The organism is Sphingomonas swuensis (assembly GCF_039538045.1).
Lineage (GTDB): Bacteria > Pseudomonadota > Alphaproteobacteria > Sphingomonadales > Sphingomonadaceae > Sphingomicrobium > Sphingomicrobium swuense.
The window spans coordinates 2274616-2294984 of the sequence record NZ_BAABBQ010000001.1 but is presented as its reverse complement, the minus strand read 5'-3'; the positions used below and the strand labels follow the sequence as shown (position 1 = coordinate 2294984).

The following is a 20369-nucleotide window of genomic DNA, read 5'->3' as shown; positions in this document are numbered from 1 at the left end:
TAGGAGAACTTAAGTCATGGCGAAACTGAGTTCCATCAACAAGAACGAGCGTCGCAAGAAGCTCGTCGAGAAGCAGGCGGCCAAGTACGCCAAGCTCAAGGCAATCGCGAACGACGAGAGCCTCGACGAGACCGAGCGTCTGATCGCACGTCTGAAGATGGCGGAGCTGCCGCGTAACGGCAATCCGACCCGCATCCGCAACCGGTGCGAGCTGACGGGCCGGTCCCGCGCTTATTACCGCAAGTTCCGTCTTTCGCGCGTGATGCTTCGGGAAATGGGCAACAAGGGCCTGATCCCGGGCCTCACGAAGTCGAGCTGGTAAGGGCCACAAGAATGGCGATGACCGATCCCCTGGGTGATATGCTCACCCGCATCCGCAACGGCCAGCAGGCGAAGAAGGACAGCGTCCTTACGCCGGCTTCCAAGCTGCGCGCCCACGTCCTCGACGTGCTTCAGCGCGAAGGCTACATCCGCGGATACTCCGAGGAAGAACTGTCGGGCCAGAAGGGCCTACGGATCGAACTCAAATATTTCGAAGGCCAGCCGGCGATCCAGCATCTGGCGCGCGTCTCGAAGCCCGGTCGCCGGGTCTATTCGGGTGCTCGTGAGCTGCCGCGGGTCCGCAACGGCCTTGGCATGACCATCGTCTCGACGCCTCGCGGCGTGCTTTCCGACGCGGAAGCACGTGAGCAGAACGTCGGCGGCGAGGTTCTGGCGGAGGTGTTCTAAGATGTCCCGTATCGGCAAGAAGCCGGTCCCGGTTCCGGCCGGGGTGACGGCGACCCTCGAGGGTTCCAACCTCACCGTGAAGGGTCCCAAGGGCACCCTCTCGATGTCCGTGCTCGACGAGCTGGTCCGTACCTCGGTCGAGGATGGCCAGATCAGCGTGCAGCCCGTCAACGACAGCCAGCGTTCGCGCGCGGCCTGGGGGATGCAGCGTACCAACGTGCTGAACCTGGTTACCGGCGTGACCGAGGGCTTCACCAAGGTGCTCGAGATCACCGGCGTCGGCTATCGCGCGGCGGCCCAGGGCAAGAACCTGCGCCTGCAGCTCGGCTACAGCCACGACGTCAACTACGCGATCCCCGAGGGCATCGACGTCAAGACTCCCGACCCCAACACGGTCGAGATCAGCGGCATCGACAAGCAGAAGGTCGGTCAGGTCGCGGCTGAGATCCGTCGCTGGCGTAAGCCCGAGCCGTACAAGGGCAAGGGCATCAAGTACCGCGGCGAGTTCATCTTCCGCAAGGAAGGGAAGAAGAAGTAATGGCCAAGCTCTCCCTCTTCGACCGGCGTCGTCGCCGGGTGCGCACCACGCTTCGTTCGCGCAGTGCCGGCAAGCCGCGGCTTTCCGTGCATCGCTCGGGCCGGCACATCTATGCGCAGGTGATCGACGACGCGGCGGGCCGGACCATCGTCTCGGCTTCGACGCTCGACAAGGACCTGCGCGGCAAGACCAACGCCACCACCGATGGTGCGGCGCTGGTCGGCAAGACCCTGGCCGAGCGCGCCAAGGCGGCTGGTGTCGACCGCGTCGTGTTCGACCGTGGCGGGTTCCTTTTCCATGGTCGGGTCAAGGCCCTGGCCGACGCCGCCCGTGAAGGCGGCCTGGAGTTCTAAGTGATGGCTGACGAGATCGAAACCCAGACCCAGGCGGGCACTCCCGACGCTCCGGCGGCTGCCGAAGCCGCCGACGCCGGCCAGGCCGCTCCGCAGCAAGACTCGCGCGGTCCTCGCGGTGGTGGCGGTCGCGGCGGTCGCGGCGGTGGCCGTGACAATCGCGGTGGCGGCAATCGTGGCGGCGGACGTCGTGACGATCGCCGTGGCGGTCGCGGCGGCGACGACGATGGCGGCGAGGAGCTGATCGAGAAGCTGGTCCACATCAACCGCGTCTCGAAGACGGTGAAGGGCGGCAAGCGCTTCGGCTTCGCGGCGCTGGTCGTGGTCGGCGACGGCAAGGGTCGTGCGGGCTTCGGCCACGGCAAGGCCCGCGAAGTCCCGGAAGCCATCAGCAAGGCGACCGCGGCGGCCAAGAAGGCCATGATCCGCGTTCCGCTGCGTGACGGACGTACGCTTCACCATGACGGCAAGGGCCACTTCGGCGCCGGCAAGGTCGCGCTTCGCTCGGCTCCGGCCGGAACCGGGATCATCGCGGGTGGCCCGATGCGCGCCATCTTCGAGAGCCTCGGCGTGGCCGACGTGGTGACCAAGTCGGTCGGCACCTCGAACCCGTACAACATGATCCGCGCGACCTTCGAGGCGCTCAAGGAACAGACCAGCCCCCGCTCGGTGGCGCAGCGTCGCGGCAAGAAGATCGCCGACCTGCTCGGCCGCGGCGGAGCGAGCCAGGCGGAGGCCGAGGCCACCGCAGAAAGCATCACGGAGTAACCCCAGTGGCGACCATCAAGATCACCCAGACGGGTTCGCCGATCCGCCGTGACAAGACCCAGCGCGCAACGCTGGTCGGTCTCGGGCTCAACAAGATGCACCGCACCGTGGAAGTGGAGGAGACCCCCGAGGTCCTCGGCCAGATCCGCAAGGTGCAGCATCTGGTGAAGGTCGAAAAGTAGTTGGATCTGGGCCCCTGCCGGTGCAGGGGCTCTTTTCCATTTCAATCCAAGTGACTGGCCTCTCGTCTCGGCGGGGGGCCAGATGCGCGACAAAAGCGAAAGCGAGTGCACGACATGACGATCAAGCTGAACGAACTCCGCGACAACGATGGCGCCCGCAAGTCCCGCATGCGGGTCGGCCGGGGCATCGGCTCGGGCAAGGGCAAGACCTCCGGCCGCGGCCAGAAGGGCCAGACCAGCCGCTCGGGCGTGTCGATCTTCGGCTTCGAGGGCGGCCAGATGCCGCTCCACATGCGGATCCCGAAGCGCGGCTTCAACAACATCTTCGCCCGCGACCACGCCGAGGTGAACCTGGGCGCGATCCAGAAGCTGATCGACGCCGGCACGCTCGACGCCAACGCCACCATCGATCATGACGCGCTCAAGGCCGCGGGTGTCGGTCGCGGCGGCAAGGACGGCGTCCGCATCCTCGGCAAGGGCGATTTCTCGTCCAAGCTCAACTTCCGCGTCGCCGGCGTCAGCAAGGGCGCGCGCGAGGCGATCGAGAAGGCCGGCGGCAGCGTCGAACTGATCGAGCGCAAGGACAAGGCCGAGCTGGCCAAGGCGAAGAAGGGCAAGGCGCGCGAAGCTCGCCTGGCCGACAAGAGCGCCAAGCAGCAGGCCAAGTAACCTGTTCCCCGGCGAAGGCCGGGGCCCAGTGTTCTTTCGCCCCAAGCTGAAGAAGGCACTGGGCTCCTGCTTTCGCGGGAGAACGGCTTTCATCGTCGGATGCCGCCCCTATATGGGGCGCTCCGGGGTAGGGACGAAAAGAACACATGGCATCCGCAGCCGAACAACTGGCTTCGAACATCAACCTTGCCAATTTCGGCAAGGCGACCGAGCTGAAGAAGCGCATCTGGTTTACGCTGGGCGCGCTGATCCTGTTCCGGCTGCTCAGCCACGTGCCGATGCCCGGCATCGACCCGCGCGCCATGGCCGAGCTGTTCAACACGCAGCGTGGCGGCGTGCTGGACTTCTTCAACACCTTCTCGGGCGGCAGCCTGGAGCGGATGAGCATCATCGCGCTCGGCGTCATGCCCTACATCACCGCGTCGATCGTCGTGCAGCTCGGCGCGACCATGTACGGCCCGATGATGGCTCTCAAGAAAGAGGGTGAGGGCGGGCGCAAGAAGCTCAACCAGTACACCCGCTACCTAACGGTCGTCCTGACTACCGTGCAGGGCTACTTCATCGCGGTCGGCCTCGAGGGCCTCGGCGCCAACCAGGGCATCCCCGCCGTGGTCGAGCCCGGGCTGCTGTTCCGCGCCGCCGCCACCATCAGCCTTGTCGGCGGAACGCTGTTCCTGATGTGGATCGGCGAGCAGATCACCAGCCGCGGAATCGGCAACGGCGTGTCGCTGATCATCATGGCCGGCATCGTCGCAAGCCTTCCGCGCGGCCTCGCGCAGATGCTCGAAGGCGGCCGTTCGGGAACGATGGATCCGCTGGTCATCATGCTGATCATCGGCATGGCGGTCGGGCTGATCCTGTTCATCTGCTTCATGGAACGTGCGCAGCGCCGCGTGCTGATCCAGTATCCCAAGCGCCAGACCGCGCGCGGGATGATGGCGCAGGAGCGCTCGCACCTTCCGATCAAGATCAACACCGCCGGCGTCATTCCGCCGATCTTCGCCTCGTCGCTGCTCCTGATGCCGCTGACCGTCATCCAGATGGCCGGCGCGACACCGGGTGCCGAGGGCGGGTCGGAGTGGCTGATCACGCTGTCGACCTACCTCCAGCACGGCAGCCCGATCTTCATGACCCTCTACGGTCTCGGGATCATCTTCTTCTGCTTCTTCTACACCTCGGTGCAGTTCAATTCGGAAGAGACCGCCGAGAACCTCAAGAAGCATGGCGGGTTCGTCCCGGGCGTCCGTCCGGGCAAGGCGACCGAAGGTTATTTCGATCACCTGCTGACCCGACTGACGGTCATCGGCGCGGCCTATCTGACGCTGATCTGCCTGGTGCCGGAGATCCTGTTCACCCAGGCCGGCATTCCCTTCTATCTCGGCGGCACCAGCCTGCTCATCGTCGTCAACGTGACGATGGACACGGTCAGCCAGATCCAGGGCCACCTGATCGCGCATCAATATGGCGACCTCATCAAGAAGTCGAAGCTCAAGGGCGGAAAGCCGGCGCGGCGCTGATGCTTGACGGGCCGTGACCGGCTCGTGACAGTGACCGCCAGAACGGGGAGCGTTGACGTCTTGGATATCATCCTGTTGGGACCGCCGGGCGCCGGCAAGGGCACGCAGGCTCAGCGGCTCGTCGAGACGCGTGGCATGGTCCAGCTCTCGACCGGCGACATGCTGCGCGCCGCGGTAAAGCTCGGCACACCCGTCGGCCTCAAGGCCAAGGCGGTGATGGAAGCCGGCGAGCTAGTCAGCGACGCCATCGTCTCGGCGCTGATCGGCGAGCATCTCGACCAGTCCTCGGGCAAGGGCGCGATCTTCGACGGCTTCCCGCGCACCCAGCATCAGGCCGAGGCGCTCGACATGCTGCTCAGCGAGCGAGGCCGGAACCTCGCGCACGTCATTGAGCTCGAGGTCGACGAGGAAGCGCTGGTCGAGCGGATCACGGGGCGCTTCACCTGCGCCACCTGCAGCGCGCCTTACCATGAGCGACTGAAGCGTCCGGCGATCGACGATACCTGCGACATCTGCGGCGGGCACGAGTTCAAGCGCCGGCCCGACGACAACGAACAGACCGTTCGCACGCGCATGGCCGAATATCGCGCCAAGACCGCGCCGATCCTTCCCTATTACGAAGCTCGGGGCCTGGTCAGCAGGGTCGAGGGCATGGCCTCGGTCGAGGCGGTCGCCAGCCAGATCGACGCGATACTGGACGGCACGCGCTGATTTGCGCCATCCTCCCCGCAACAGGGAGGGGAAATGAAGGCATGCATGGTGGCAGCGGCGGCGCTGCTGGTCGCGTCGGCTCCGGCCAGGGCGACCGTTCTCGCTTCGAGCGGCAACGGCTTCGAGGTGGAGAGCCGCGTCGACACGGCGCTTCCGCCAGCGGCGCTGTTCCGGGCGTTCGGTGACCTGCCATCCTGGTGGTCTGCCGAGCATAGTTATTCGGGCAAGTCGGCCAATCTCAGCCTCGATCTCAAGCCCGGGGGCTGTTGGTGCGAGCGGCTGCCGAGCGGGGGCGGGGTCGAGCACATGCGGGTCGCCTTCGTCGATCCGCCCTCGCGCATCGTTCTGACCGGCGCGCTCGGCCCGTTGCTTGCCGAGGCGACGACCGGAGTCATGCAGGTGGTGATCGAGCCTTCCGCCACGGGATCGTCGCTGGTCATCAACTATCGCGCGGCGGGCTTCGCCAAGGGTGGCGCGGCGCGGCTCGCCCCGGCCGTCGATCAGGTCCTCGCGATCCAGGCGAAGCGGCTGGCTGCGCGCGCCGAGGAGCTCGCCAGGAAACGCTAGGCGCGTTCGAGCGTGACGAAAGCAAAGGGCGGCCGGCTATCCTCTGCCGGATGCTCTTCGCGGAAGGTCTCGCGCCAGGCGCCGCTGTCGCGAGGATCAGGCATGGTCGTGTCGCCCTCGACGTCGGCAAGCACCTCCGTGAGCTCGATCCGGTCGGCGAAATGCACCGCGAGCACGAAGATCTCGGCGCCGCCGATGATGCTGACCGGATCGGGCGCCGCCGCGGCAAGTGCGTCTGGCAGCGAGTGGACGACCTCCGCTCCCTCGGCGCGCCATTCGGGGGAGCGAGTGATGACGATGTGCCGGCGCCGCGGGAGCAGCCCCGGCAGGCTGTCGAAGGTCTTGCGGCCCATCACCATCGCGCTGCCGAGCGTCAGCGCCTTGAACCGCTTGAGGTCGGCAGGAAGATGCCACGGCAGCTTGCCGTCGCGGCCGATGACGCCGTTCCTCGCGCGGGCGACCACCAGCTGGATCATGCCGGCACCGCCGCGGTCATGTAGTAGCGCCGCTCGCCCGCGGCGAAGCGCTGGAACTTGAGGCTGCCCTCGACCGCCGCATAGTTGGCGAGCTCGTTCTTGAGGAACAGGCGGGCGGCCAACGGGGCGCGGCTCCGGATCACCTCGCGCCGGCGCGGGCTGTCCTGGCGGCAGGCGTCGACCACGTTGGCGGTGATCTCCCTGAGCTCGAAGCGGAAGCCGGCCTGGGTCAGCTCGTTTGCCATCCGGCCGGCATGCTTCGCCTTCTCGGTGTCGGCGTAGAGGAACACGCCGCCGGGCTTGAGGACCCGGCGCACCTCGGCGAAAAAGCGGCGACGGTCGGGGTAGTCGTTCGAGGCCTCGACGTTGAGCAGCACGTCGACGCTGGCGTCGGCGAAGGGCAGGTCCATCGCGCTGCCCTCGACAAAGGTCAGCCCTTCGCGGTCCGCATATGAGCGCTGGCAATAAGAAATCGCGCTCGCGGCGACGTCGAGCCCGGTTGCGTCGAAGGCGTCGGGTCCGGCCGCGTCGAGGAAGGCGTTGAGGCCGCCGCCGCGGCCGCAGCTGACTTCGAGCAGGCGGGCACCGGGCGGGAAGGGGCGGTCGCCGAGCAGCTTGAAAATCTCGCGGTACATCTGGCGCTGGAAACGATCGGGCGCAGGGTCACTCCCGTCGACCGGCGCGAAGCCGTAATTGTTGGTCGCCGTGCTGCCCCAGTCGAGCGCGTAGAAGCGGTTCCAGAGGGTCGGGCGAAGCGCGTGATCGTCGCGCAGCCGGCGCAGTCGCCGCTGCACCAGCCGGCCAGCGGCGACGATCGCACCGGTCGCGACCATCAGCAGCAACAGGGCCCACAGCAATCCGCTCACCTTCGCACCACTCCCCCCGTTGAAGCCGGTCTTCTGGACCGCATGGGCTCGCCTGCCAAGCGCGTCTTGCGCTACGAGGTAGCGATGCCGGTCGATGCCTTCCTCGCCGATCTTTCCGCCGTCCTGCCCGAGCGCGCCCTGGTGCGCGAACAGGAGCGGGTCGCGCCCTGGCTGACCGACTGGCGCGGGCGCTGGACCGGCGCCAGCAAGGCGCTGCTCGAGCCGGGCACGACCGAAGAGGTGGCGATCATCGTCCGCCTCAGCGGCGAGCATCGCGTCGGGCTGGTGCCGCAGGGTGGCAACACGTCGATGGTCGGCGGCGCGACCCCGCCGGCGGACGGCGACGCCGTGCTCCTTTCGTTGCGCCGGATGACGAGGGTCAGGGCCCTTGAAGCTGGATCCGCAATCGTCGAGGCGGGCGTGATCCTTGCAGACCTCCATGCCGCCGCAGCGGCGAGCGGGCAGCGCTTCCCGCTCACCCTGGGTGCCCGCGGCAGCGCCACGGTCGGCGGGCTGATCGCGACCAATGCCGGGGGAACGCAGGTCCTTCGTTTCGGAACGATGCGCGCGCAGGTGCTCGGGCTCGAGGCGGTGATCGCGGGCGGGCTGGTCCACGACGGCCTCGGCGGCCTCAAGAAGGACAATCGCGGGACGAGCCTCGATCAATTGCTGATCGGAAGCGAAGGGACGCTGGGTATCGTCACCGCGGCTCGCCTTCGGCTAATTCCGGCGATCGCCGAGCGCGGCGTCGCATGGGTCGGGCTCGACAGCGCCGAGGCAGCCTGGTCGCTGCTTGGCCAACTTGAGGAGGCGAGCGAGCGGGTCGAGGGGTTCGAACTCGTTCCGGCCGAGTGCCTCGCGTCGGTGCTCGACCATGTGCCGGGCACGCGCTCACCGCTCGAACAAACCCACCGCTGGAACGCGCTGATCGAAGTGACGGCAGGGAGGGGCGAGCCCGAGCCGCCAACGGCCACGCTCGAGCGGCTGCTTGCCCCCGCCCTCGAAAGCGGGCGGGTCGCGGACGCGGTGATCGCCGGAAGCGAGGCGCAGGCTGAAGCGCTGTGGAAGCTTCGCGACAGCATATCCGAGGCCGAGCGGAAGCGCGGACCGGCGGCGCAACACGACATCTCCGTCCCGCCCGCCGTCATGGCGCGCTTCATGACCGATGCCGCAACCCGAGTGGAGCACGCTTTTCCGGGTACTCGCGCCTTCGGCTATGGTCACCTTGGCGACGGCAACGTCCATTTCCACGTCCGCGCGCCCGCGGCTTCGTCGCGGGACTGGGCCGAGAGCGGCGAGGGCAAGGCGGTCAGCCGGCTGGTCCACGATCTCGTCACCGACAGCGGCGGCTCGATCTCGGCGGAGCATGGCATCGGGCAGATGAAGAAGGACGAGCTTGCACGGCTGGCCTCGCCGGCGCGGCTCCAGGCACTGCGGGCGATCAAGCAGGCGATGGACCCGCGGGGCATCTTTAATCCCGGCAAGCTGGTCGACTGAGCGGAACGCCCGTGGTGGCGGTCCGTTCGGGGGGGCATGGCGAGGGGCGACGACAAGCAGCAGGACGTGAAACTGGAAACCGGCGAGGTGGCGGCGGCGCTTCTCGCGAGCGAGGGCGGCTCGGTGCTGTTCCTCGCCCGTGACGAGGTCCGGGCGGCCGCGATCGCCCGCATGGCCTGCGAAGGCGCGGGCCCCGCCGACGACGGACTGCTGGTGCTCCATCTGCCTGCCAGCGACTCGCTCCCCGGCGACTCGGCGCCGGCGTCGCCCGGCGTCGCGGGACAGCGGACGAGCTGCCTGAGGCAGTTGCGCGAGGGTGTCGACCGGGGACGCAGGATCCTCCTCGTGACCTCGGGTGAGGCGGCCGGACGGCTGCTGCCATCGATCGAGGCCTTCAGGGGCAAGCCCCCTTTGCTCGAAGTCGGCAGCGACATCGATCTCGAGCAGTTCCGCGAAGCCGCGGTCGGGCTCGGCTACATCGAGGATGACCGGGTCGACGAACCCGGCGAGGTGGCCATTCGCGGCGGGGTGATCGACATCTTTCCCGGCGACGTCGTCGAGCCGTTCCGGATCGAGGTGGTCGACGGGCGCATCGCCGGCATCCGCAGCTACGACCCGCTGACCCAGCGCACCCATGGCGACATCGACTGTCTCGAGGTCGGGACCGTATCCGAGCCTTCGGCCGCCGGAGGCGTTCCGCTGGCCGACCATCTTCCCGACTCGGCGCTGGCCTATGACGCGGGCGCCGACCAGCGGCGGCATCGCTTCCTCGCCCTTGCCGCCGACGCCGCGCGGCGGTTGCCCAAGCGGGCGCTCGCCGATATCTGCAGCGACGAGCGCTGGGAAGACGCGATCGCCGGGCATGCTCGGCTCGACCTTGCCGTCGGTCGCGAGGAAGCGCCGCCGCGCTTCATCGAGCATCGCAATCCGGAGCGCGACTTCAAGCGCTTCGCCAAGGGATTGCTGGCGGAGGAGCGGACGCTGGTCCTGCTCGGCTCGCCGCGCGACCTGCGCTTCCTCGTGCCGCGGATGGCCAAAGGGCTGAAGCAGTCGGTCGAGAGCGTCGAGAGCTGGTCCGACCTTGCCGCAGCCAAGCCGGGCAGCCTGCTTGCCTTGCCGATGGCAGTGCCGCGTGGCCTCGCCCGCAAGGGCCTGGTCGCGGTCGCCGCCGCCGACCTCATCGGCAGCCGCGCAGAGCAGGAAGGCAGCGCCACAGGAAACGCCGTGCAGGCCTTTGCGGCGAGCGAGATCCGGCCCGGAGACGTCGTCGTCCATGAGGATCACGGCCTCGCGGTGGTGGCCGGCATCACCGCGCTTCCCGAAGATGGCGGCGACGCCATCGTCCTGCGCTTCGCCGCCGAGGCCCGGCGGCTGGTTCCCGTCGCCGAGGCGGGCAAGCTGTGGCGCTACGGGTCCGAGGAGGAAGCGGTCACGCTCGACAAGCTCGATGGCTCGTCGTGGGAGAAGCGCCGGGGCGAAGTCCTCGCCGCGGTTGCCGAGACCGCCCGCGGCCTCGTCGTGCTCGCCGATGAGCGGATGCAGGCGACGGCTCCCGCGCTGGAGCCGGACGCCGCGCGCTACGAGCAACTGTCCGCAAGCTTCCCGCACAGCGAGACCGCCGACCAGCTGAAGGCCATTCAGGCGATCCGGGACGATCTCGCCTCGGGGCGGCCGATGAACCGGCTGGTGATCGGGGACGTCGGCTTCGGCAAGACCGAAGTCGCGCTGCGCGCGGCGGCGATGGCCGTGTTCGCCGGCAGGCAGGTCGCGCTCACCGCGCCGACCACCGTGCTGGCGCGCCAGCATCTCGAGACCTTCCGCGAGCGATTTGCCGAGCTCGGCATCGAGGTCGCCATGCTGTCGCGGCTGGTGACGGGCGCGGAGAAGAAGAAGGTGCTCGCCGGGATTGCCGACGGCAGCATCGCGATGGTCGTCGGTACCGGCGCGGTGGCGGGCAAGGGCGTGGTCTACAAGGACCTGGGACTCGTCATCATCGACGAGGAGCAGCGCTTCGGCACCAAGGACAAGGACAAGCTTCGCGACCTCGGCGCGCCGCACAGCCTGAGCCTGACGGCAACTCCGATCCCGCGCACCCTCCAGTCGGCGCTGATCGGCCTCCAGCCGATGAGCGTGCTCGCCACGCCCCCGGCCCGGCGCCAGCCGATCCGGACCGAAGTCGGCTCGTTCGATCCACAGCAGATGCGGACGGCACTGCTTCGTGAGCGGTCGCGAGGCGGGCAGAGCTTCGTCGTCGTGCCGCGGATCGAGGACATGGCACCGCTCCGCAAGGAGCTCGAGAAGCTCGTTCCCGAACTGTCGGTGGCCGAGGCGCACGGCAAGATGGCCGCTGCCGACATCGACGAATCGATGGTCGGCTTCGCCGCCGGAGACGGCGACATCCTGCTTGCGACCAACATCATCGAGGCCGGGCTCGACGTGCCGCGCGCCAACACGATGATCGTGGTCCATGCCGACCGCTTCGGCTTGGCCCAGCTCCACCAATTGCGCGGACGGGTCGGACGCGGCGCGCGCCGCGGACACATCCTGCTGATGACCGGCAAGGAAGGCGAGATCGCGCCGCGCACGCTCGCCAGGCTGAACACGCTGGCCGCGTTCGACCGCCTGGGTGCGGGCTTCGCGATCAGTGCCCGCGATCTCGACCTGCGCGGGGCGGGCGACCTCCTCGGCGAGGAGCAGTCCGGTCATCTCAAGCTGATCGGGATCGACCTCTACCAGCATCTCCTCGGAGCGGCGCTGCGCCGCGCGCGGGGCGAGGATGCCGACCCCGTCATTCCCGAGCTTCACCTTGGGGCCACCGGGCACCTGCCGGAGGAGTGGATCCCCGAGGAGGAAGTCCGCCTGTCGATCTACATGCGGCTTGCCCGGCTGGAGGAGAATGGCGCGCTCGACAGCTTCGAGGCCGAACTTGCCGATCGCTTCGGCAAGCTTCCGCCCGAGGTCGAGGCGCTGCTGTCGCAGGCCCGGATCCGGATGCTGGCGCAGGCCGCGGGGATCGCGAGGATCGATGCGGGTCCGGCGGCGGTCGCGCTGACCCCGACCGACAGGAAGGCCGAGGCACCCGCGTCGCTTGAGGAGAAGAACGGCCGCTGGCTGCTCCGCACCTCCGACGAGGAGCCGATGGACGCGCTGTCGGATGTCCTCGCCGAGCTTGCCGCCTAGTCCTCGATGACCGGATGCTGGTCGGGCGCGGCGGCGTCGCCCTCGCGCTTGGCCCATTCCTTGTTGATGGCCAGCGCGCCGAGCGTGCACAAGACGCCGGACAGGAGATAGAGGCCGACCGACCACAGCCCGAGGTTGGCGGCCAGCCACAGTGCCACCAGCGGGGCGAAGCCCGCCCCGATGAACCAGGCCGAGTTGGAGACGATCGCCGCCCCTGTGTAGCGATACTGTTGCGCGAAGCTGCTGTTCACCGCTCCCGCCGACTGGCCGAAGCTGAGGCCTAGCAGGACGAACCCGCCGAGCAGATAGAGCGCCTCGCCGATCTGGCCGGCGCCGAGCAGCTGGGGCGCGAAGCCGCTGTAGGCCCCGATCAGCGCCGCCGACACGCCGAGCACCGCGCGGCGTCCGACCCTGTCGGCAAGCAGTCCCGCGGCGAGGATCGCGCCGACGCAGATCAGCGCGCCGACACCCTCGATGACGAGGAAGCGTACCGGCTCGGTCTGGGTGAACAGCTGGTTGTAGGACAGCGGGAACACCGTCACCAAGTGGAAGAGCGCGAAGCTGGCGAGCGGCGCAAAGGCGCCCAGCAGGATCGTCCGCCACTCGGCGAACAGGGTCTCGAAGGGCGGCGAGGGCTGCAGCTCGCGGCTGTCGAACAGGCGCTTGAACTCGGGCGTCGCGACGATCCGGAGGCGGGCGAACAGCGCGACGATGTTGAGCGCCAACGCGACGAAGAAGGGATAGCGCCAGCCCCAGCGGAGGAAGTCCGCCTGCTCGAGCAAAGCGAGGAAGTAGGCGAACAGCGCACAGGCGAGCGCGAGGCCGAGCGGAGCCCCGAGCTGCGGGATCATCGAATACCAGCCGCGCTTCTCCTTGGGCGAGTTGAGCGCGAGGAGCGAGGGCAGGCCGTCCCAGGCGCCGCCGAGGGCCACGCCCTGAAGCAGCCGGAACAGGCCGAGCAGCCAGGCACTGGTCGCCCCGACCTGTGCGTGGCTCGGAAGCAGGGCGATCGCCATGGTCGATCCGCCGAGCAGGAAGAGGGCGATGGTGAGCTTCACCCCGCGCCCGTGATGCTGGTCGATGTAGGTGAAGAGGAAAGTGCCGAGCGGCCGGCCGAAGAAGGCAAGGCTGAAGAGCGCGAAGCTGTAGAGCGTGCCCGTTAGCGGATCGACGTAGGGGAAGACGTAGCTGGGGAACACCAGCACCGAGGCAATCGCGTAGACGAAGAAGTCAAAGAATTCGGTGGTGCGGCCAATGATCACCCCGACCGCGATCTCGCCCGGGCGAACCTCGGCGTGGCGCGAGTTGACCAGCCGGGCGTCGCGCTCGAGCGCGTCGGAACTGGCAGCGTTGGACGGGGCGGTCATCAGGCTCGTCTACTCCAATCGGCGATGGCGCGCTGTGCGCACGCGGAACCATCGTCATCGCTTCCTTGCCCCAGCGACCGCGACTTGGGGATTGGACATTTTGTCCAATGTCGCGCCCGCCGCTTCGACCGTAGGGAGGCATCATGCCGCAGCAGTCTACCGGTCGATTCCCCAAGGGTCTTGCGCTCGCCGCCTTGTCGCTGATCCTGGCGGGCTGCAGCCATGCGGTGCTCGATCCCGCGGGGTCGATCGCCCGGCAGCAGCGCGACCTCATCTACATTTCGACCGGGCTGATGCTGCTGATCATCGTGCCCGTCATGGTGCTGATCGTGATCTTCGCGTGGCGCTACCGCAAGGGCAAGGGCGGCACCTACGATCCGAATTTCGACCATTCGACCAGCCTCGAGCTAGTGATCTGGTCGGCCCCGCTGCTGATCATCATCGCGCTTGGCGCGCTGACCTGGTCGAGCACCCACCTGCTCGATCCCTTCAGGCCGCTCGACCGCAAGGCGACCGCGCTCGAGGGGCGGGCGGAGAACAGTCAGGCGCTCCGGGTGCAGGTCGTCAGCCTCGATTGGAAGTGGCTGTTCATTTATCCCGACCTCGGCATCGCGACGGTCAACGACCTGGTGCTTCCGGTCGACCGGGAGGTGCGGTTCGACATCACCTCGTCCAACATGATGAACACCTTCTACGCGCCGACCATGGCGGGAATGATTTACGCCATGCCGGGGATGCAGAGCACGCTCCACGCGGTGCTCGACCGGCCGGTCGACAGCAAGGGCTATTCGGGCAACTACAGCGGAGCCGGTTTCTCCGACATGCGCTTCCGGATCCGCGGGGTCAGCGAGCAGCAGTTCGCCGGCTGGGTCGCGGGAGCCAAGGCGAGCGGACGGACGCTCGACATGCCGACCTACCGCGAGCTCGCCAAGCCGAGCGAGAAGGTCCCGGCGATGCTGTTCGCCGCGGCGCCGGCCGACCTCTACCGCCGGATCCTCGAGCGCTGCGTCGAACCGGGGCAGCCCTGCATGAGCGAAGTCATGGCCAGGGACATGGGCCATGGCGGCGGTCACCCGCAGGCGGTTCGGCCCGGTGCCGGAATGCCGCCGGGCCGCGGGTCGATGCCGGCCGGCGGCAAGCCCGAGGGGGCGCTGTTCAAGTCGCCCGACGAGAAGGGCTCCGGCCCCAATGTGACCAAGCCGGCGGATCCCAGCGCCGCTCCGGGCGCGACCAAGCCCGGCGACACCGCCAACCGCAACATGACCTGAGCCCAAGCGCCCAAGAAAGCACCCGCACCCGTGTTCGATCCCAAGATCATCTTCGGCCGCCTCACCCTCGAGAGCTTCCCGATCCACGAGCCGATCCTGCTCGTCACCTTTGCGGTGGTCGTGCTCGGCGGCCTCGGCGTGGTCGGCGCGATCACCAGGTACAAGCTGTGGGGCTACCTCTGGAAGGAGTGGTTCACCACCGTCGACCACAAGAAGATCGGGATCATGTACATGATCCTCGGCGTGGTCATGCTGCTCCGCGGCTTCGCCGACGCGATCATGATGCGCCTCCAGCAGGCGATGGCGTTCGGCGGAAGCGAGGGATACCTCAACGCCCACCATTATGATCAGGTGTTCACCGCCCACGGGACCATCATGATCTTCTTCGTGGCGATCCCATTGGTTTCGGGCGTCATCAACTTCGTCATGCCGCTGCAGATCGGTGCGCGCGACGTTGCCTTTCCTTATCTCAATTCGCTGAGCTTCTGGCTGACGGCGGCGGGCGCTGGGCTGGTCATGGTCTCGCTGTTCGTCGGCGAGTTCTCGACCGCGGGCTGGCTCAACTACGTGCCCGTTTCCAACCTCCAGAACTCGCCCGGGACCGGGCCCGACTATTATCTTTGGGCATTGCAGATTGCCGGGGTGGGCACGACGCTATCCGCGATCAACATGGTCACGACCATCATCAAGATGCGTGCGCCCGGCATGACCATGATGAAGATGCCGGTGTTCTGCTGGACCGCGCTGTGCAGCCAGGTGCTGGCGGTGGCGATCTTCCCGATCCTCACCGGCGCCTTCGCGATGCTGATGCTCGACCGCTACCTCGGGATGAACTTCTTCACCAACGACCTTGGTGGAAACCCGATGATGTACTGGAACCTGGTGTGGATCTGGGGTCACCCCGAGGTCTACGTCCTGATCCTGCCATTGTTCGGGGTCTATTCGGAGATCACCTCGACCTTCACCGGCAAGCGGCTCTTCGGATATTCGTCGATGGTCTATGCGACGGTGGTCATCACGATCCTCAGCTACCTCGTCTGGCTCCACCACTTCTTCACCATGGGCTCGGGCGCGAGCGTCAACAGCTTCTTCGGCATTGCGACGATGGTCATCGCCATCCCGACGGGCGCGAAGATATTCAACTGGCTGTTCACCATGTATCGGGGCGAGATCCGCTTCGAGCTGCCGATGATGTGGGTCGTCGCCTTCATGCTTACCTTCGTGGTCGGCGGGATGACGGGCGTGCTCCTCGCGGTGCCTCCGGCCGACTTCGTGCTCCACAACAGCCTGTTCCTGGTCGCCCACTTCCACAACGTCATCATCGGCGGGGTCGTGTTCGGCCTGTTCGCCGGGATCGACTACTGGTTCCCCAAGGCGTTCGGCTTCACCCTCAACAAGTTCTGGGGGAAGGTACACTTCTGGGGCTGGGTGATCGGTTACTGGGTGGCCTGGACGCCGATCTACATCGTCGGCCTGATGGGCACGACGCGCCGCGTCCGCCTGTTCGAGGACCCGACGCTGCAGCCTTACTTCATCGTCGCGCTGATTGGCGTGTGCATCATCGCGATCGGCATCCTCGGCTTCCTCATGTGCCTCTATGTCAGCGTTCGCGACCGGGCGCAGAACCGGGTCGGGTCGGATCCGTGGGACGGACGGACGCTCGAGTGGGCGACCGCCTCGCCGCCGCCCGCCTACAACTTCGCCTTCACCCCGGTCGTCCACGACCTCGATGCCTGGTACGACATGAAGTGCCGCGGCTATGCGCATCCGAGTGACGGCTACCGGCCGATCCACATGCCCCGGAACACCGGCGTCAGCGTGATCCAGGCCGGCCTGTGCGCCGCGCTCGGCTTCGGAATGGTCTGGTACATGTGGTGGCTGGCCGCGCTCGCCTTCGTCGGCCTGATCGTGGTCACGGTCGTGCACAGCTTCGATGAGGACCGCGACTACTACATCCCCGCCGAAGAGGTTGCGCGCGCCGAGCGGGAGGGCATCTCCTTCCTCGAGGTCGGGCATGTGCCCGCGCCCGCCCGCAAGGCATTGAACGCGCTCGACCCGGCAACGGCGGGAGCCTGAGGACCATGGCCGACATCGCTCCCACCGCGGGCTTCGACCGCGACACCTTCCACCTGATCGAGAAGGACGGCCACGACGGCGGTCATTCGAGCCCCGTGCTGCTCGGCTTCTGGATCTACCTGATGAGCGACGCGCTCATCTTCGCCTCGCTGTTCGCGACCTATGGCGTGCTATCGACCAGCTTCGCCGGCGGTCCGACCCCGCGCGAGCTGTTCCACCTCGAGCTGGTCGCGCTCAACACCGCGATCCTGCTCTTCTCCTCGATCACCTACGGCTTCGGCATGCTGGCGATGGAGGAGGGGCGGCAGCGCTCGGTGCAGCTGTGGCTCGCGGTCACCGCACTGCTCGGCATCGCCTTCGTGGGAATCGAGCTCTACGAGTTCGGCGTGCTCGCGAGCGAAGGCGCGACCCCGCAGCGGTCCGGCTACTGGAGCGGCTTCTACACGCTGGTCGCCACCCATGGTCTCCACGTCACGACCGGCATCCTGTGGATCGGGCTGATGATGGTGCAGGTCGCCAAGCGCGGCCTGACCCTCGTCAACAAGCGCCGGCTGCTGTGCCTCAGCATGTTCTGGCACTTCCTCGACGTCGTCTGGATCGGCGTATTCACCTTTGTCTACCTGCTGGGAATGCTGCGATGAGCGCCTCCACCGACCACGCCGACGGCGAGCTCCACGCGCATAGCGGTGGTGAGCTCCACGCTCACGGCGAGGAGCACGGCCATGGCAGCAAGAAGAGCTACCTCGTCGGCTTCGCGCTGTCGGCCGTGCTCACCGCCATTCCCTTCTGGCTGGTGATGGCCGCGCCGCTTGCCAATCCCGGGCTGACCGCGGTGCTGGTGATCCTGCTCGCGATCGCCCAGATCCTCGTCCACACCATCTGCTTCCTGCACGTGAACACCAGCGGGGAGGGCGGCTGGACGCTGCTCGCCTATGTCTTCACCGGGGTGCTGCTGCTGATCACCATCTGCGGCTCGCTGTGGATCATGTACCATCTCAACACCAACATGATGCCGGGGATGATGTCGGCGCAGGTCGGCGCCGCCCCGTGAGCCGGCGGGCGCCCAAGCGCCTGCTTCTGCTGGCCCTGTGCGCCTTCTTCGCGCTGCTCTTCGCCGGGCTCGGGATCTGGCAGGTCGAGCGGCTGCGCTGGAAGCTCGACCTCATCGCCCGGGTCGAGCAGCGCGTCTCCGCCGCCGCGGTCGCGCCCCCCGGCTCAGCATCATGGTCGTCGCTCGAACCCGAAGCGATCGAATATCGTCGCGTCTCGCTTCGCGGCACTTTCGACCATCCGCGCGAGACGCTGGTCGAGGCGCTGACGGAGCAGGGACCAGGCTATTGGGTCGTCACCCCATTCCGGACAGATGCCGGCACCTACCTCGTCAATCGCGGATTCGTCCCGCCGGACCGGCGCTGGCCAGGGAGCCGTGCGGCGGGGCAGGTCGCGGGCCCCGTGACCATCGTAGGACTGGTCCGCCTGAGCGAACCCGAAGGCCGGTTCCTGCGCACCAACCAGCCCGAGGCCGACCGCTGGTTCTCCCGCGACGTCGCGGCGATCGCCACCCGGCGCGGCCTGGGTCCGGTCGCACCCTTTTTCATCGATGCCGACCGGACCGCCAATCCCGGCGGCTTCCCGATCGGCGGACTTACCGTGGTGTCCTTCCGCAACGCCCATCTCATCTATGCCCTGACCTGGTTCGCGCTCGCCCTGCTCAGCCTGTTCGGGCTGGCGCTGACCGCCAGATCGACGCACAACCGGGGCTGATGGACGTGCCACTGCTCGCCCTGACGCGCCAACCCGCGCGCTTGCCCGGCCGCTCCCCCCAGGAGGCCGTGGTCGAGAACATGCGGCTGCTCATCCAGCTGCGCTGGATCGCGGTCGGCGGACAGGTGCTGGCGATCCTCGTCGCGCAGTTCCTCCTGGGCGTGGCGCTGCCGTTCGAGCCAATGCTCAGCGTTGCCGGGCTGCTCGCGCTCGGCAACCTCCTCTTCATGCTGACGCTCCGCCAGGCGTGGGTCGTCCCTGGCGAGCTGTTCCTCGCGCTTCTCCTCGACATGTCCGCGCTGACCGCGCAGCTCTATCTGAGCGGCGGGGTCGAGAACCCGTTCGTGTCGCTCTACCTGCTTCAGATCGTGCTCGGCGCGATTCTGCTCCCCTCGGGCCGCGCTTGGCTGCTGGTCGCTGGATCCATCATCGCCTTCGTCCTGCTCACCATCGACCATCGTCCGCTCAACATTCCGCCATTCTCCGCAGGCGAGATCGACCTGCGGCTGGTCGGCGCGGAAATCGCCTTCGTCATGGTGGCGATCCTGCTTGTGCTGTTCATGACGAGGATCAGCCGCAACCTGCGTGCCCGCGACGCCTATGTCGCCGAACTCCGCCAGCGCGCCGCAGAGGAGGACTCGATCGTACGGATGGGCCTTTTCGCGAGCGGCGCGGCGCATGAGCTCGGCACGCCGCTGTCATCGCTCTCGGTGCTGGTCGGCGACTGGCAGCGCCATCCCAAACTGGCCGCCGACCCGCAACTGCAGGAAGAGCTGGCCGATGCCCGCCTGGCAGTCGAACGCTGCCGCGAGATCGTCAGCGACATCCTCGACACCAGCGGCCTTCCGCGCGGCGAGGCGATGGGGTCGGAGACCGCCAACAGCCTGCTCGCCGGGCTGGTGGCGGACTGGTCGTCGATGCATTTCGACATTCCCCTCGACGCGTCGTTCGAGACCATCGGCAATGCCCGCATCCCTGCCGAGCCGGCGCTTCGGCAAGCCCTCTGGAGCCTGCTCGAGAATGCCGGGGAGGCGTCGCCCGCGGGAGTTCTGCTGCGAGGAACGGTCGAGAAGGACCAGTTGGTCGTCGAGGTGGAAGACCAAGGGGCCGGCTTCTCGCCCGAACAGATCGAGCATCTCGGCCAGGTCGGCCGATCGCGGAAGGGCGCCGGCCATGGCGTCGGCCTGTTCCTCGCCGCCAACGTCGCCCGCAGGCTCGGCGGCAGCCTGACCGCCGCCAACCGTCCGGACGGCGGTGCGGTCGTTCGGGTCGCCCTTCCGCTGGTCGGGACCCGGGAGAGCAGCTTGTGAGCGAACCGGGTCGGCTGGTGATCGTGGAAGACGACGAGCAGTTCGCCCGGACGCTGGCGCGCTCGTTCGAGCGCCGCGGTTATGCCGTCGCGACCGCCGCATCGCCGATGGAGCTCGACCGGCTGCTCGGCGGCCAAGGGTTCGACTATGCCGTCGTCGACCTCAAGCTCGGGCCGCACAGCGGGCTGCCCTGCGTCGACGCGCTGCACCGAGCCGATCCGAAGACGCGGATCGTTGTTCTGACCGGCTTCGCAAGCATCGCCACGGCGGTCGAGGCGATAAAGCTCGGCGCCGCTCATTATCTTCCCAAGCCGAGCAACAGTGACGACATCGAGGCTGCCTTCGGCCGCGTCGCGGGGGACTCGCAGGTGCCGCTCGAAGGCCGCGCGACCTCGATCAAGACGCTCGAATGGGAAAAGATCAATGAGACCCTGATCGCGACCGGTTTCAACATTTCCGAGACGGCGCGGCGCCTCGGCATGCATCGCCGGACGCTTGCCCGAAAGCTCGAGAAGCGGCCGGTGCGCTAGG

At 67.6% G+C, this 20369-nt stretch carries 22 protein-coding genes; 19 read left to right on the top strand and 3 right to left on the bottom strand.

The annotated features are described in order from the left end of the window. Positions 1-16 precede the first annotated feature (16 nt). The 10 genes from rpsN to ABD727_RS11330 all read left to right on the top strand — a co-directional run bounded on the left by rpsN (position 17) and on the right by ABD727_RS11330 (position 6034). Positions 17-322: a 30S ribosomal protein S14 gene (rpsN, locus tag ABD727_RS11375; RefSeq protein ID WP_344707500.1), complete on the top strand. Its 306-nt coding sequence runs from the start codon at positions 17-19 to the stop codon at positions 320-322. Between the two features lie 11 nt (positions 323-333). Continuing rightward, positions 334-729 carry a 30S ribosomal protein S8 gene (gene rpsH, locus ABD727_RS11370; protein ID WP_344707499.1) on the top strand — a complete coding sequence of 132 codons (396 nt, stop codon included), beginning with the start codon at positions 334-336 and terminating at the stop codon, positions 727-729. A 1-nt stretch (position 730) separates the two neighbouring features. Next, entirely contained in the window at positions 731-1267 is a 537-nt protein-coding gene (gene rplF, locus ABD727_RS11365; protein ID WP_344707498.1) for a 50S ribosomal protein L6, read from the top strand. Continuing rightward, positions 1267-1620 (top strand): 50S ribosomal protein L18, encoded by a 354-nt coding sequence (gene rplR, locus ABD727_RS11360; RefSeq protein WP_344707497.1) that lies wholly within the window; start codon positions 1267-1269, stop codon positions 1618-1620. Before rplF ends, rplR begins: the two co-directional genes overlap by 1 nt. 3 nt (positions 1621-1623) lie before the next feature. Further along, positions 1624-2388, top strand: coding sequence for a 30S ribosomal protein S5 (gene rpsE / locus ABD727_RS11355; protein ID WP_344707496.1), 765 nt, complete (start codon positions 1624-1626; stop codon positions 2386-2388). 5 nt (positions 2389-2393) lie between these two features. Continuing rightward, a complete protein-coding gene (gene rpmD / locus ABD727_RS11350) occupies positions 2394-2570 on the top strand; it encodes a 50S ribosomal protein L30 (RefSeq protein ID WP_344707495.1) in 177 nt (58 codons plus the stop codon). 120 nt (positions 2571-2690) lie between these two features. Beyond that, positions 2691-3239 (top strand): 50S ribosomal protein L15, encoded by a 549-nt coding sequence (gene rplO / locus ABD727_RS11345; RefSeq protein ID WP_344708076.1) that lies wholly within the window; start codon positions 2691-2693, stop codon positions 3237-3239. Positions 3240-3385: 146 nt separating this feature from the next. Continuing rightward, the gene (gene secY / locus ABD727_RS11340; RefSeq protein ID WP_344707494.1) at positions 3386-4756 is read left to right on the top strand and encodes a preprotein translocase subunit SecY; all 1371 of its coding nucleotides are present in this window, start codon (positions 3386-3388) and stop codon (positions 4754-4756) included. Between the two features lie 60 nt (positions 4757-4816). Next, positions 4817-5467 carry an adenylate kinase gene (locus ABD727_RS11335; RefSeq protein WP_344707493.1) on the top strand — a complete coding sequence of 217 codons (651 nt, stop codon included), beginning with the start codon at positions 4817-4819 and terminating at the stop codon, positions 5465-5467. A gap of 33 nt (positions 5468-5500) precedes the next feature. Further along, positions 5501-6034: an SRPBCC family protein gene (locus ABD727_RS11330; RefSeq protein ID WP_344707492.1), complete on the top strand. Its 534-nt coding sequence runs from the start codon at positions 5501-5503 to the stop codon at positions 6032-6034. On the opposite strand, the gene ABD727_RS11325 is transcribed toward ABD727_RS11330, so the two are convergent. Continuing rightward, positions 6031-6510 (bottom strand): dihydrofolate reductase, encoded by a 480-nt coding sequence (locus tag ABD727_RS11325; protein WP_344707491.1) that lies wholly within the window; start codon positions 6508-6510, stop codon positions 6031-6033. The genes ABD727_RS11330 and ABD727_RS11325 overlap by 4 nt on opposite strands. Next, positions 6507-7376, bottom strand: coding sequence for a class I SAM-dependent methyltransferase (locus ABD727_RS11320; protein WP_344707490.1), 870 nt, complete (start codon positions 7374-7376; stop codon positions 6507-6509). The genes ABD727_RS11325 and ABD727_RS11320 overlap by 4 nt, the downstream gene beginning before the upstream one ends. Positions 7377-7460: 84 nt before the next feature. On the opposite strand from ABD727_RS11320, the gene ABD727_RS11315 reads away from it, so the two are divergent. Further along, positions 7461-8873 carry an FAD-binding oxidoreductase gene (locus tag ABD727_RS11315; protein ID WP_344708075.1) on the top strand — a complete coding sequence of 471 codons (1413 nt, stop codon included), beginning with the start codon at positions 7461-7463 and terminating at the stop codon, positions 8871-8873. 36 nt (positions 8874-8909) lie between these two features. Further along, positions 8910-12053, top strand: coding sequence for a TRCF domain-containing protein (locus ABD727_RS11310; RefSeq protein ID WP_344707489.1), 3144 nt, complete (start codon positions 8910-8912; stop codon positions 12051-12053). Here ABD727_RS11310 and ABD727_RS11305 read toward each other — a convergent pair. Beyond that, entirely contained in the window at positions 12050-13420 is a 1371-nt protein-coding gene (locus ABD727_RS11305; protein WP_344707488.1) for an MFS transporter, read from the bottom strand. The genes ABD727_RS11310 and ABD727_RS11305 overlap by 4 nt on opposite strands. Positions 13421-13563: 143 nt before the next feature. Between ABD727_RS11305 and cyoA the strand changes: the two genes are divergently transcribed. The 7 genes from cyoA to ABD727_RS11270 are packed head-to-tail and all read left to right on the top strand — an operon-like array spanning position 13564 to position 20368. Continuing rightward, positions 13564-14688 (top strand): ubiquinol oxidase subunit II, encoded by a 1125-nt coding sequence (cyoA, locus tag ABD727_RS11300; RefSeq protein WP_344707487.1) that lies wholly within the window; start codon positions 13564-13566, stop codon positions 14686-14688. A gap of 30 nt (positions 14689-14718) precedes the next feature. Further along, a complete protein-coding gene (gene cyoB / locus ABD727_RS11295) occupies positions 14719-16764 on the top strand; it encodes a cytochrome o ubiquinol oxidase subunit I (protein ID WP_344707486.1) in 2046 nt (681 codons plus the stop codon). A gap of 5 nt (positions 16765-16769) precedes the next feature. Next, entirely contained in the window at positions 16770-17405 is a 636-nt protein-coding gene (gene cyoC / locus ABD727_RS11290) for a cytochrome o ubiquinol oxidase subunit III (protein WP_344707485.1), read from the top strand. Continuing rightward, entirely contained in the window at positions 17402-17815 is a 414-nt protein-coding gene (gene cyoD, locus ABD727_RS11285) for a cytochrome o ubiquinol oxidase subunit IV (protein WP_344707484.1), read from the top strand. Before cyoC ends, cyoD begins: the two co-directional genes overlap by 4 nt. Next, positions 17812-18528, top strand: coding sequence for an SURF1 family protein (locus ABD727_RS11280; RefSeq protein ID WP_344707483.1), 717 nt, complete (start codon positions 17812-17814; stop codon positions 18526-18528). The genes cyoD and ABD727_RS11280 overlap by 4 nt, the downstream gene beginning before the upstream one ends. Continuing rightward, positions 18528-19838, top strand: a complete 1311-nt coding sequence (locus ABD727_RS11275) for an ATP-binding protein (RefSeq protein ID WP_344707482.1) — start codon at positions 18528-18530, stop codon at positions 19836-19838. The genes ABD727_RS11280 and ABD727_RS11275 overlap by 1 nt, the downstream gene beginning before the upstream one ends. Beyond that, on the top strand, positions 19835-20368 hold the full coding sequence (locus tag ABD727_RS11270) for a response regulator transcription factor (RefSeq protein WP_344707481.1): 534 nt from the start codon (positions 19835-19837) through the stop codon (positions 20366-20368). The genes ABD727_RS11275 and ABD727_RS11270 overlap by 4 nt, the downstream gene beginning before the upstream one ends. The last annotated feature ends 1 nt before the right edge of the window (position 20369 follow it).